Annotated in this window: 7 protein-coding genes; 6 read left to right on the top strand and 1 reads right to left on the bottom strand. The window is 43.0% G+C overall.

Annotated features, from left to right (window positions below; translation table 11 throughout):
- Positions 1-46 precede the first annotated feature (46 nt).
- The 4 genes from ACT3QP_RS07225 (at position 47) to ACT3QP_RS07210 (ending at position 9471) form a co-directional block, all read left to right on the top strand.
- Positions 47-1078, top strand: a complete 1032-nt coding sequence (locus ACT3QP_RS07225; protein ID WP_444525028.1) for a hypothetical protein — start codon at positions 47-49, stop codon at positions 1076-1078.
- Between the two features lie 931 nt (positions 1079-2009).
- Positions 2010-6509 (top strand): glutamate synthase large subunit, encoded by a 4500-nt coding sequence (gltB, locus tag ACT3QP_RS07220; protein WP_444525027.1) that lies wholly within the window; start codon positions 2010-2012, stop codon positions 6507-6509.
- Between the two features lie 140 nt (positions 6510-6649).
- The gene (locus ACT3QP_RS07215; protein ID WP_192518676.1) at positions 6650-8071 is read left to right on the top strand and encodes a glutamate synthase subunit beta; all 1422 of its coding nucleotides are present in this window, start codon (positions 6650-6652) and stop codon (positions 8069-8071) included.
- 188 nt (positions 8072-8259) lie between these two features.
- On the top strand, positions 8260-9471 hold the full coding sequence (locus ACT3QP_RS07210; protein WP_192518677.1) for an FUSC family protein: 1212 nt from the start codon (positions 8260-8262) through the stop codon (positions 9469-9471).
- An 88-nt stretch (positions 9472-9559) separates the two neighbouring features.
- Here ACT3QP_RS07210 and ACT3QP_RS07205 read toward each other — a convergent pair whose 3' ends face one another.
- Positions 9560-10681 carry an ABC transporter substrate-binding protein gene (locus ACT3QP_RS07205; RefSeq protein ID WP_192518678.1) on the bottom strand — a complete coding sequence of 374 codons (1122 nt, stop codon included), beginning with the start codon at positions 10679-10681 and terminating at the stop codon, positions 9560-9562.
- A gap of 653 nt (positions 10682-11334) precedes the next feature.
- On the opposite strand from ACT3QP_RS07205, the gene ACT3QP_RS07200 reads away from it, so the two are divergent.
- The gene (locus ACT3QP_RS07200; protein ID WP_225739096.1) at positions 11335-12132 is read left to right on the top strand and encodes a 3-oxoacyl-ACP reductase; all 798 of its coding nucleotides are present in this window, start codon (positions 11335-11337) and stop codon (positions 12130-12132) included.
- Positions 12133-12602: 470 nt separating this feature from the next.
- Positions 12603-14222 (top strand): AbgT family transporter, encoded by a 1620-nt coding sequence (locus tag ACT3QP_RS07195; RefSeq protein ID WP_192518679.1) that lies wholly within the window; start codon positions 12603-12605, stop codon positions 14220-14222.
- Position 14223: the final 1 nt, after the last annotated feature.

Below are 14223 nucleotides of genomic sequence, written 5' to 3'. Positions count from 1 at the left end.
TATCGTTATTTAATACAGTCAACTTTATTTTATCAAGGATATCCTCATGGCCGCCTCAAGACCGACGCCGCGTACCGCTAGTCAATCATATCGACGTCAAGCATTGATTTGGCTAATAGTAACTTTATTGTTAGGCGTAGTTACGGCTCTCATCTGGATGTTTAGTCAAACGCCGGCAATGGGTGCCAAAATTGAAAATGCACCGATATCAGCACCGGAGACGCTTAGCACTGAGCTTGAGCAGCCTTTAAAAATTGAATCGTTGCATGAGCTTGATACGGATGTACAGCCAATTAGTTTTGATGCGGCGATTCGAGATTTACGCAATTACCCTGATGAATTTAAAGACAAAGGTTACTTACTCGCTCATAAGGGTAAGTGGACCGTTCAGGTAATGAATGTTGCTGAAAACGAGGTGATTACTAGTTATTTAGACGGGCGTGAAGATCGAGATAAATTTGCTTATTTTCGTTATCTTGATGACAAGAAGCAAACACGTTATATGCTGATTTATGGATTGATGAGTAGTCCACAAGAAGCTGTTGGGGCAACAAAACTTATAGACTTTAGATTACCTGCTAATGTGCGTGCATTACCAGAAGAAATCAATCGCTATGTTGGCCTTATTGATAACTATACACGCTCAGAGCCAATGCAGGATTTAAGCGCTAAGAGTATTCGAGCAGTTGATCTAGAGCCTACTAAGCGTGAGGTTCCAGTGCGTCAGAAACCACCAGAAGACCAAGAACCGGGCAGTGAAAGCATTCGTCAGTCAGCAGATACCTCTGATACTTTATCGGTTAATGAAGAACGTACTGTTGTGAATGATGAACAAGTAACCCCTGTTACAGCGAATAAAAATGAGGGCAACTCAAACAAGCCTGAACAGGACAATAAAAAGCCTGCGACAGCAGTCCCTGATAGTAGTACACCTCCAAAACCGCCAATAGTGCCAACCCCTAAGCCGCCAAGTACGACTAATAGCACAAGTTCTGGCAATAGTAATACGAATACTAATACGCCTCCTAAAGACAGTGATGACAGTATGAAAGCGCTGATAGAGTCTAAGAGTAATTAGTGATGGTCGCGCTATTTGGGGCGCGTTCTCAATTTGAGTATTAAACATTCGATGGACTAAACACAGCTAAATCGTTGCTAGGCTGTGTTTAGTCGCTCGCTTATTTATTGATATAGATTTGACTATAGTGAGCTTTAACATGATCTCACTATGTCAAAATTTTTTGGTACATAAAGGGTAGTGACGACCTCGATTTTTTTATCACTTTTGTTGGTATGAATCCTCAACGCAGCCATACAAGCATTGCTTTATTTTAAGTTTTTGCTTCAAGGTTTTAGTTATTCTATAACCAATAGTAATAAGTTCTCTTACAAAATATGGTTGATGAATCGGTAGAAAAGACTAGATTTTTTGTCCATCATTAACTAATATAACTGTGGGCGACGTTCTGTATAGTTATCGTAAAAACCATTTATTTAACAGTCAATTAGTATGATTCTGTTATTTATAAGATAAGCTACTAACGTTTTTTGCCTCAAGCGCCGCTACTTGTTATTTGTATGTCAGCGATGGCAGGTGACGCAACCTTTCTTATTTTCACTCTTTTTAGGGTTAATAAAGCGCTTGAATACAGAGCGTCAGATATTCAAAATTAATCAAATGCATTGTTATCAAATACTCAACGGATTGGCTTTAAGCGTTAGGTGTGGTTTGATAATAAGTGATACTCAAAATAACGACATTACGTTATTGGTAACTAAGTAATTGGTATACAAGGTGTTACGTTTTCCTGTTGCCAAGGGCAATTGCTTACTATCTGTTAATACGCTAATTATTTATTGAGACATAGGCTCATAACTAAGAGGGTTAAGGATCTTTCCTTGCTCTTCACGCAGAGTGTCTCTGAGCGTTACACTATTTATTAATTTGGATACGAATATTAATTACCAGCCCGTTCTGCTTACGGGTGCTAGCTTATGTGCCGCATTGGATGTATAGGCTACCCGTTTACTCACAAGGACCAGCTATGTCAATGATTTCCTCGCAAACTCACCTGGCAACGCCAGATGACTTTTCTGATAACTGTGGTTTTGGTTTGATTGCCCATATTGAAGGGCAGGCCAGTCATGATTTGGTAAAAACTGCTATTCATAGTCTAAGCTGTATGACTCACCGTGGCGGTGTTGCTGCTGATGGTAAAACTGGTGATGGTTGTGGCTTACTATTAGCGACGCCTACCGATTTCTTCAAACAGATTGCTGATGAGCAGCAATTTGCCATTACGGATAATTTTGCCGTTGGCATGGTGTTCGTTAATTTAGATAGTGATAAAGCTGAATATAGCCAAAAAATATTAAGCGATGAAATTACAGCCCAAGGGCTAGAAGTGGCTGGTTGGCGTGATGTGCCACTTGATCTCAGCATCGTTGGTGAAATTGGTCGTGAGACGCTACCAGATTTTAAGCAGGTATTTGTCAATGCTCCCGATGATTTAGCTGCGGATGATTTTAATCGTAAGCTGTTTGTCGCACGTAAGAAAGCAGAGCAACGTTTGTTGGATGACGAACTGTTTTATGTTTGTTCTTTGAGCTGCCAGACGATTATTTATAAAGGTTTGGTAATGCCATCAGATCTGCCTGCTTTCTTTTTAGATTTACAAGACAAGCGTTTGGCTTCACATATCGTGGTATTCCATCAGCGTTTTTCTACTAATACGTTACCACGCTGGCCACTAGCACAGCCATTCCGTTATTTGGCACACAATGGTGAGTTGAATACGATTACTGGTAACCGTAACTGGTCTGAAGCTCGTACACCAAAACTAAAATCAGACAAACTTCCCAATTTGAACCAACTAACACCGCTCGTAAACAGCAGTGGTTCTGATTCATCAAGCTTGGATAATATGCTTGAAGTGCTTATGTCAGGTGGCATGAACTTATTCCATGCGATGTCTATTCTAGTACCGCCAGCATGGCAGAACGTCGATAGTATGGATATGGATTTGCGTGCGTTTTATGAGTTCTATTCGCAGCATATGGAAGCTTGGGATGGCCCAGCCGGTTTGGTTATTCAAGATGGGCGTTATGCAGTCTGTATGCTTGATCGAAACGGTCTACGTCCGTCACGTTGGGTGACGACTAAGAACGGCTATATTACAGTAGCTTCTGAGGTTGGCGTTTGGGATTATGATCCTAAAGATGTATTAGCAAAAGGTCGTGTCGGTCCAGGTCAAATGTTGGTTATCGATACTTTAACTGGGCAGATTCTAGACACTAAAGCCATTGCTACGTTATTGAAAAAAGCACATCCATACCGTAAATGGCTACGTGAAGAAGCAACTCGTATTCGTGATGATGAGCGACTAGAAGAAGAACTTTCAGTGCAAGCATGCCGAGGTGAACAGCTAAAAGCATTGCAAAAAATGTATCACATTACCAATGAAGAGCGTACTGAAATCATTCGTCCCAACGCCGAAAACGGTCAAGAGCCAGTTGGCTCGATGGGTGATGATACACCAATGGCCGTGTTGTCACAGCAAATACGCCATATAGCTGATTTCTTCCGTCAGCAGTTTGCACAGGTAACCAATCCACCGATTGATCCATTACGTGAATCTATCGTGATGTCGCTACAGACGTGTTTGGGTGCTGAAACTAATGTGTTTGCGCCATCAGCGAGAGATGCTCACCGTATTATTTTATCATCACCGGTATTGTCAGCCAGTAAGATGAAACAGTTGGAAGATCTAGACGATCCATCATTTAAGATGGCACGTATAGATTTGAACTATGATCGTAACTTAGAACTATCAGACGCCATCACGGCTATCTGTGAGCAAGTGGCGAGTACCATTCGTGCTGGTAATACGCTAATAGTATTATCTGATAAAGATATTGATGCAGATAAAATACCCGCCAATGCTATTATGGTTACTGGTGCTGTGCATCACTACCTTATTGGCCAAGGTATTCGTACGGATGCTAACTTAATCATTGAGACCGGTTTGGCTCGTGACTCGCATCAAGTGGCTGTATTGATTGGCTTTGGTGCAACCTGTGTTTATCCATACTTGGCTTATGATGTCATTGATGATTTAGTGGCGACTGGTGAGTTGCTTGGTGATCCAATTCAAGCACGGGTTAACTTCCGTAAAGGTCTGGATAAAGGGCTGCTAAAAATCTTGTCAAAAATGGGTATTTCTACCATTGTATCTTACCGTGCCGCACAGTTATTTGAAGCAGTTGGACTCTCTGAAGAAGTGGTAGATTTGTGCTTTAAAGGTGTGCAGAGCCGTATTAAAGGTGCTACCTTTGCCGACCTAGCCGCTGACCAAGCACAATTGGCAGCCAATGCCTTTAAGCGTCGTGCGCCGCTCGATCAAGGTGGTCTGCTCAAGTTTGTCTTTAACAAAGAGTATCATGCTTTCAATCCAGATGTGATTAACAGTCTTCATACCGCTGTACGTACTGGTGATTATGAAAACTACCGTAACTATGCGGATTTGGTCAATAGTCGTCCGGTCGCAACTTTACGTGATTTGTTACAGTTAAAAACTGATAGTGCTATTGATGTCAACGATGTCGAAGATATCTCTAAAATCTTGACCCGTTTTGATTCCGCTGGTATGTCGCTAGGGGCATTATCACCTGAAGCACATGAGTCCATTGCCATGGCGATGAACACCATTGGTGGGCGCTCAAACTCTGGTGAGGGCGGTGAAGACCCCGTACGCTATGGTACGTTGCGTAACTCAAAAATCAAGCAAGTTGCTTCTGGTCGCTTTGGCGTAACACCTGCGTACCTACGGTCAGCAGAAGTGATGCAGATTAAAGTCGCGCAAGGTGCGAAACCAGGCGAGGGTGGTCAGCTACCTGGTGGTAAAGTCAATGCACTGATTGCACGATTGCGTTATTCCGTACCAGGCGTGACGTTAATTTCACCACCACCGCATCATGATATTTATTCTATCGAAGATTTGGCTCAGCTGATTTTTGATTTAAAACAAGTCAATCCGGATGCTTTGGTATCGGTTAAGTTAGTATCACGTCCAGGCGTTGGCACTATCGCGACAGGCGTGGCAAAAGCCTATGCTGACCTCATTACTATCTCAGGATATGATGGCGGTACAGCAGCTTCTCCATTGTCCTCTATCCACCATGCGGGCTCACCATGGGAGCTAGGTTTGGCAGAGACTCATCAGTCGCTACGTGTCAATGGACTGCGTGATAAAGTCCGTGTACAAACTGATGGTGGTCTAAAAACAGGGCTTGATGTGGTAAAAGCCGCCATTTTGGGTGCAGAAAGTTTCGGTTTTGGTACCACGCCGATGATCGCAGTTGGTTGTAAGTATTTACGTATTTGTCATTTGAACAACTGCCCAACTGGTGTGGCAACCCAAAAATCTAAGCTGCGTGATGAGCATTTCATCGGCGAAGCTGAAATGTTGATTAATTTCTTCAAGTTTGTGGCAACTGAAACCCGTGAATGGCTAGCTGCACTTGGCGTGCGTAGCATGGAAGAGTTAGTTGGACGTACGGATTTATTAGAAGTGTTAGAAGGTAACACGGATAAACAGCAGCATCTTGATTTAACACCATTGTTATTTAGTCATCCAGCCTCCAGTGGTAAAGCACAAACTTGCCAAGTAGAACGAAATGAACCATTTGATAAAGGGTTGCTGGCTGAGCGAATGATTAGTGATATGCTTGTAAATATTCGCCAAGGAATAGGCGGTGATTATAGTTACTATGTCGGTAACTGTGATCGCTCTATCGGTGCACGTATTTCTGGTGAAATTGCCCAAGTATGGGGTAATCTTGGCATGCATGATATGCCAATCAGGTTGCATTTAACTGGTACTGCAGGACAAAGCTTAGGTGTTTGGAATGCAGGTGGTTTAAATATTGAGCTTGAAGGCGACGCCAACGACTATGTCGGTAAAGGCATGGCAGGTGGTGAAATTGTTATTTATCCACCAAAAGACTCAGTGTTTACCGCAAAAGATACGGCTATCATTGGCAACACCTGTTTATATGGTGCGACCAGTGGTAGGTTGTATGCAGCGGGTACAGCAGGTGAGCGCTTTGGTGTTCGTAACTCTGGTGCGCATGCTGTTATTGAAGGAACAGGCGATCATTGCTGTGAATATATGACGGGCGGTATTGTTACTATTCTTGGACGTACAGGTTTGAACTTTGGGGCAGGTATGACGGGCGGTTTCGCTTATGTCCTCGATATGGATGGTGACTTCTTTGATTGTTGCAATCATGAGCTTATCGATCTGAACCGTATTTCAAGTGAGCAAACAGAGCAGCATCGAATCCACTTGCAAAAAGTGATTGAAACTCATGTAGATAAAACAGGCAGTGCATGGGGTCAGACTATATTGGCTGACTTTGAGCACTACGTTCGTAAGTTTTACTTAGTGAAACCAAAAGCGGCGAACATTGCAAGCCTTCTTAAAACCACGATGGCTGATCCGCAATAGTGCAATAGCTGATATGTTTTAAGATACGTTTTAACTCACAAGTTTTAAGCAGGTAAGTGACGGCAATGATATTCATGTCTTAAGTTTTAAATGAGTCAGTTATCAAACGCTGTCACCGCCCACTATAGAGAGATAGCATCATGGCAAAACGCTTAGAAAATAGTTTTCAGTTTTTAGATGTACCACGGTTAGAACCGACCAAAAAAGACATAGCCACGCGTTCGACAGAGTTTGTTGAAATTTACAAACCGTTTGAGAGTGAGGCCGTAGCACAGCAGTCACATCGTTGTCTTGAATGCGGTAATCCGTACTGTGAGTGGAAATGTCCAGTACATAATTACATTCCTAATTGGCTAAAGTTGGCCACCGAAGGCCAAATATTTCAAGCTGCTGAGTTGTGTCACCGCACCAACACTTTGCCTGAAGTCTGTGGTCGTGTCTGTCCACAAGATCGCTTGTGTGAAGGTGCTTGTACCTTAAATGACGGCTTTGGGGCAGTGACGATTGGTAATGTTGAAAAATACATCAACGACACTGCCTTTGCACTTGGCTGGCGTCCTGACATGTCTGATGTTGTTTGGACAGATAAAAAGGTTGCTATCATTGGGGCAGGGCCTGCAGGTCTTGGCTGCGCAGATATTTTAGTAAGAAATGGTGTCAAGCCAGTTGTGTTTGATAAGCGCCCTGAAATTGGTGGTTTGCTTACCTTTGGTATTCCAGAGTTTAAAATGGAAAAAGATGTCATGCGTAATCGCCGCGTCATCTTTGAAGGCATGGGTATAGAGTTTCGTCTTGAGACAGAAATTGGTACAGATGTGAGTATTGATGAGTTGCTAGGCGAGTACGATGCGGTGTTCATGGGCATGGGCACTTACACTTACATGCGTGGCGGCTTCGCTGGTGAAGAGTTAGAAGGTGTATATGATGCGTTAGACTACTTGATTGCCAATGTGAATCGTTGTAATGACTGGGAAAAGAACCCTGCAGAATACATCGACTTTAAAGGCAAGAGAGTTGTGGTGCTAGGTGGTGGTGATACCGCAATGGACTGCAACCGTACCAGTATTCGTCAAGGTGCTGAGAAGGTTGTCTGTGCCTATCGCCGCGATGAAGAAAATATGCCAGGATCTCGCCGTGAGGTGGTTAATGCTCGCGAGGAAGGTGTTGAGTTCTTGTTTAATCGTCAGCCGACGGAAATCATTGGTTTGAATGGTAAGGTCAACGGCGTAAAAGTTGTGACTACTCAATTGGGCGCACCAGACAACCGTGGTCGTCAACGTCCTGAACCGATTCCTAATTCAGAAGAAATTATCCCTTGTGATGCTGTGATTATGGCTTTTGGTTTCCGTCCTAGCCCTGCTGACTGGTTTGAGTCACAGCAAGTGGCGATGGATAGCTCGGGTCGAGTATTGGCAGCTGAGCAGCAAACGTTTAAATTCCAAACAAAAAATCCAAAAATATTCGCTGGTGGTGATATGGTTCGCGGTTCTGATTTAGTCGTAACGGCTATTTGGGAAGGTCGGGAAGCAGCAGAAGGTATATTGGACTTCTTAGAAGTATAATATAATTTATCTAAATCTAGCGATTTATACGCAGGTTCTAGCTTGAGCGTCTTTTGTCCTTTAAATGGGCAAAAGGCGTTTTTTTGATTATTGCTTTGTAAATTGCAGTGCGACTGATAGCATGTTTGTTAGTAACGAGTGATGTTCGTCATTTATTTTTTCCTATCCATTAAAGAGAGTAATCTTGCGTGAAATCAATTCTTTGGCAGCGTGTAACTGCTCCGTTCATTGAGCCTTACGTTCGTTATCAATATGCAGATATTTTGCATGCCATACGCTTAGGTGTGGCGGTTATACTTGCTTTGCTAATTAATGCCCTTACTGGCTTTCCTCATGGAGAGTGGACAACCATCACTGTGTTTATCATTTTGGGATTGTTGCAGTATCAAGGTGCTATTTATACCAAAGCCAAAGAGCGAATATTGGGTACAATATTTGGTATCATCGCAGCTTTCGGTATTTTGTGGTTCAGTGATAGCGTGAATGCATGGGTATGGGTGTATTATGCGCTGATTGGTTTGGTCAGTAGTATTATTGGTTATTTAGCAGTTAGGAACCTCGGTTATACGGGATTGCTGACTGGTATCACTATGTTGATGATTATCTCAAATTTGGGCCAAAGTAATATGAGCCAAGATGGCATCTACCGCGCCCTAAATATTTTATTGGGTACAGGCGTTTCGGTAGCTGTGACACTCATTTTGCCGCTGAAGTCGACGTTGATGTGGCGATTTCTATTGAGCAGTAACCTCGATGCTTGTAGCAGTCTATATGCTGGTGTCGGCAAGCATATTGATACTCCTGATGAAATCAAAGATGCTTTGACCCAGCAGCAGAGCTCAAAGGTCTTTCCCGTTGAAGAAGTACCTGTCAACGAGGCACTAGTCGCAGAACTACAGCAAATTAATAAACGATTACTTGCTGTGCGGCCACATATCGCAGCGACGGCTAGTGAGTCAGGTATCGATAAACCAACGTTAGAAATCATTCAACGTACCCACCGTAATATTATCGGAACCATTGATTTATTGCTGAGTGCGGCACCTCGTTTGATAAATACTGATATCGATGACGATAATTATATTTTATTGGTACATTATCAGAATGAGCTGACGCAAGCCATGCATCATATGGCAGCGGTATTGCGTAGTCCAAGTGATGAGGTGTTTCGCCCTATTACTCGCATCGCAGTCTCGGAGTATCCAAGTGTGCAGAGTTTGGCATTTGAGTGGCAGGGATATTTTTGGTTAACTCAAACGTTACAGACGCAATTGCAGCAGATGAGTGATTTGCTACAGACTACCAAGCCACAATGGTATGCGGCATCTGGTCTTGGTTATCAACGTCGTGAGCATCGTAGAATGAAAGAGCAGGGCGGTGAAGGGGATTTGGGTTTATAAAAAAACGCTGACTTTGGATAGTCAGCGTTTTTATTTTCTGGTTTTAACACGCTCTAGTTTTATCTTATGTTCGTAAAAAATGCAGCGATTAACGTCCTGTTTTTAGCTTATCCCAATACTGCTGATATATTTGCAGTGCGTCATCGCCTACATCTTCTTGAAACTCTGCTTTCGCTAGTACTTCCTTAGAAGGATAGATAGTAGGATTGTTTTTCACGTCGTCTGGCATCATTTCACGTGCTGCAATATTTGGTGAGGCGTAACCGATTTCTTCGCTGACGATTTTTGAGTTTTCAGGGCGCAATAGATAGTCAATAAATTTGTGCGCTGCATCTACTTGCTTGGCGTTTTTTGGAATGACAAAGTTGTCCATCCATAAGATTGCCCCTTCGCTAGGGTACTTATAAACCAAGCTGGTGAGACCTTCATCATTGGCGATTACTGCTTCGCCATTCCAGCTCATACCCACTGAGGTTTCACCTTCCATATATGGCATGCGTGTGGCGTCTGAGTTGAATGTCTTAACATTGGGCATTAACGTCGTGAGCTTGTTATAAGCGGCTTCAATTTCATCGGGATTGCTGCTATTACCTGAGTAACCCAGGGTGAATAGCGCCATACCAAACACTTCTCGCACATCATTGGTCAGCATGACTTGCCCTTTATACTTGGGATCCCATAGATCATTCCAACTATTAACTGTCGCAGGATCAACGCTATCTCCATTGATTGCTAGACCTGTGCTGCCCCACATATAAGGAATAGAGTATTTGTTTTCAGGATCTACTTTGGTATTAGTAAATGACGTATCCAAATTTTTAAAATTGCTCAATTTTGATTTATCAATTTCTTGTAATAAGCCTTCATTAGCCATTTTTTCGACATAATAGGTCGATGGCACAGCAAGGTCGTACTGACTTGAGTCATCGAGTAGCTTGAGCTTGGCATACATGGCTTCATTAGAGTCAAACGTAGTGTAATTAACGGTAATGCCAGTCTCTTCTTCAAAACCATCCAGAATTTCTTGAGGCATATATTCTGACCAGTTGTATAGATTAAGCGTTACATCACTTGTAGTGGTACTGCTGTCAGCTGCGGTATTCTCAGAATTGCTGCAGCTGGCAAGCACCAAGCCGATAGCCGCTGCTAATAATGCTTTTGGTACTATATGGCCCGCACGAGTCGCAGGGCCTGATGGTAAATGGGTCAAAACAATTCTCCAAAATAAAAACGATACAAATAAGTGAAAACTACTAGGGCGTGTCCTCAATTCAATCGATAGCCATCTAAATGGGTTAAAAATGGCTAAATCTTGCCAAACGGCGTCAAATAGCTGACTAATATCTCGATATTATCTGCGCTATTTTCCTTGTTTGACTACAATTTATCTCATTTTTATCACCATTTTTAAAATGAGGACACACCCTAAATGCTAGTGAATATAAACAGTTACACCATTATGGCTATTTGTTTCAGTGATTTAAAGGGGATATTGAGACAATCGTTAAGAATGGTGGTTATGATAGACTGATTTTCTGTTAAAAAGACAGCTTTTATATGAGATATCGTCGATCCACTATAAAATAAATACAGCGATACTGGGTGCATTTTGCGTAGCCTCTGTCTGCGCAGGCACAGCAAGCAAGGAAAATGTATACCAGTATTGCATGGTTACATTTGTATCTGTTTTATTTAGGACTGACTATATAGTATGAGTCTTTGTCAGCTTAGGGGCACTAGGTAATCATGCTATGATGAATGCGAAGCTATGATAACTGTGTCATATGATTCTTATCATGGCGCTTATATGATGAATAGGATAGGTGAGTTTAACCATAACACAATAATAAAGGATACAACATCATGACTCAAAGCTACCCAATACCACCAATGCTTCTCAAGGATAAAGTTGCTATTGTCACAGGTGCCAGTCGTGGTCTCGGCGCACAAATAGCCAGACAGATGGCAGCTGCAGGGGCTAGTGTGTGCGTCAATTACCTGAACAGTAAGGAGGCTGCCGAGGCAGTGGTAGAAGATATTAAAGCGACAGGTGGGCAAGCATTTGCTTATCAAGGAGATGTGACTGATACAATCCAGATGCAAGCAATGGCAGCAGCAGTGATCAAATATTTTGGTGGCATTGATATATTGGTCAACAACGCTTTACCTAATTATCAGTTCAATCCAAGTGCTGCGTACACCAGTATCGAAACCGTAAAGTGGTCCCACTTCTCGCAGCAAATGGATGGCATCGTGAAGGGTGCGGTTAACACAGTACAAGCGGTGTTGCCACAGATGAAATTACAGAAAATGGGCAAGATTATCAATATCTCGACCAATCTTGTCTACAACCCAGTGGTCACTTATTACGACTATACCACTGCCAAATCTGCGCTGATTGGGCTGACGCGCAACTTGGCAAGCGAGCTAGGACAGTACGGTATTCGGGTAAACCTGCTGGCAGGTGGCCTATTGAAAACTACAGATGCGAGCAGCTTAACGACTGAGGAGGTGTTCGATTATATCGCTACGACGACACCGTTACGTCAAGCGACCTCAGTGGCCGACTTTGCCAATTCTGTACTACTAATGGCATCTGACTTGAGTGCTGCTATTACTGGACAGTCTATCGCGGTCGATGGCGGTTTGACGATGCCTTGATAGACTTATTTAGTGCTTTTTAGTGAATAGCTGACGGTGTGAGCATCATAAAAATAACGATAGATAGCAGTGGTACTAATTCTTATCACGGTAAGGTTTTATAACCTTGGCGGCTGGGTTTATGTCTAGGTAGCAGATAGGCGCTAAGAGTTTGTATACTGTGCAAGCGGGCTCACTTTTCATTGTGCAGAATAGGACATCATGCTTATTTAGTTCTCACGTATTATTGATTGGCGACAGATTGGATGTATTCCGATTTGTTGCTTTTTTTATGTTTGGCAGTTCATTTTTAGGTACTTATTTTAGGCACCTGTGATTTATAAGTTGCATATAGTTACAAACTTTTTGTTTGGTCATACAAAAACATTTGTCTCTAATTATCAACTATGTTTCAATTTCATTCTTTTATCAATTTCTTATATAGCTTAAGTGCATTCACTGTGCTTAAGTGCTGATTGGAGTAATGGGTTATGCAAGGAAGTAATTCGCCAAATGGCAGTCCGCCACACAATGATTTTGATGCAACAGAGAAAAACTCTCGCATGCAGCGGTTTTTAAAAGGCGTCGAGTGGCTCGGTAATTTATTGCCGCATCCGGTTATTTTATTCGTTTGGATGTCTGTGCTGTTGTTGGTGCTCTCAGCTGTCATGTCATACTTTGGCGTGTCAGTGATCGACCCAAGACCAGAGGGCGCAAGCGGACGTAGCGCTGATGGGATGATCGAAGTCGTCAACTTATTGAACGGTGAAGGCTTGGCTCGTATCGTCGAAAATCTTGTGACCAACTTTACCGGTTTTGTGCCGCTAGGTACGGTGCTAGTAGCGTTGTTAGGTGTTGGTATCGCTGAACACTCTGGCATGATATCAGCTGCGCTGCGAGGTCTGGTCATGAATGCTCCTAAAAAGATGGTCACCTTTACCATCGTGTTCGCAGGCATCATGTCAAACACTGCAGCTGAGCTCGGTTACGTGGTACTGATACCACTGGCAGCGGTGATTTTTCACTCGCTAGGTAGACATCCTTTAGCAGGTTTAGCGGCGGCATTTGCCGGAGTGTCTGGTGGTTATAGCGCTAATTTGCTACTAGGGACGGTCGATCCTCTGTTATCAGGAATTACCCAAGAAGCGGCTCGTATCATTGATCCGGCTTATACTGTTGGAGCAGAGGCCAACTGGTACTTTATGATCGCCAGTACCTTTTTGATCAGTGGTCTGGGGTACTTTGTCACGGAAAAAATCGTTGAGCCAAGCTTGGGGGAGTATAACCCTAAAGATGCTGATGATGCCTCTGTGCTAGAGACGCAAATCGAAAAAGTATCAACGCTTGAGAAAAAAGGTTTACTGTGGGCAGGTATCAGCATGTTGATATTTTGCTTATTGCTGGCGTGGACAGTAGTGCCTGCTGATGGCATCTTGCGTAATGCAGAGACAGGCCTAGTATCAGGGTCGCCATTTTTAAAAGGCATTGTGGTCTTTATTTTTGTATTCTTTGCGCTCCCAGGTTATATCTACGGTAAGATCACTGGTAGCATCAAGAGCAATCAAGATATCGTTGATGCTATGAGCAACGCCATGAGCTCGTTAAGTATTTATATCGTATTAGTATTTTTTGCTGCACAGTTTACCGCGTTCTTTAAGTGGTCAAACTTGGGCTCAGTAATGGCCGTATCTGGCGCGACTTTTTTGAGCGATATTGGTCTCACAGGTCCTTTACTATTGATTGGTTTTATCCTCATTTGTGGTTTGGTCAACCTAATGCTAGGCTCAGCGTCTGCACAGTGGGCAGTGACTGCGCCGATATTCGTACCGATGCTGATGCTAACGGGTTATGCGCCTGAGATGATACAAGCTGCTTATCGCATTGGCGATTCGACGACCAATATCATCACCCCGATGTTGGGCTATTTTGGTCTTATTCTGGCAGTGGCAATGCGCTATAAAAAAGACACAGGTGTCGGTACATTGATGGCGATGATGCTACCATACTCGATGGCATTTTTGATTGGTTGGACAATCTTGTTCTCTGTGTGGGTATTTGTACTTGGTTTACCAGTTGGCCCAGGCTCAGAGACGTTTTATCCAGCACAATAAT

It is taken from the genome of Psychrobacter sp. AOP7-B1-24, from assembly GCF_052376215.1.
GTDB lineage: Bacteria > Pseudomonadota > Gammaproteobacteria > Pseudomonadales > Moraxellaceae > Psychrobacter.
The sequence above is the reverse complement of the archived record's forward strand: the minus strand, read 5'-3'. Positions and strand labels throughout refer to the sequence as shown.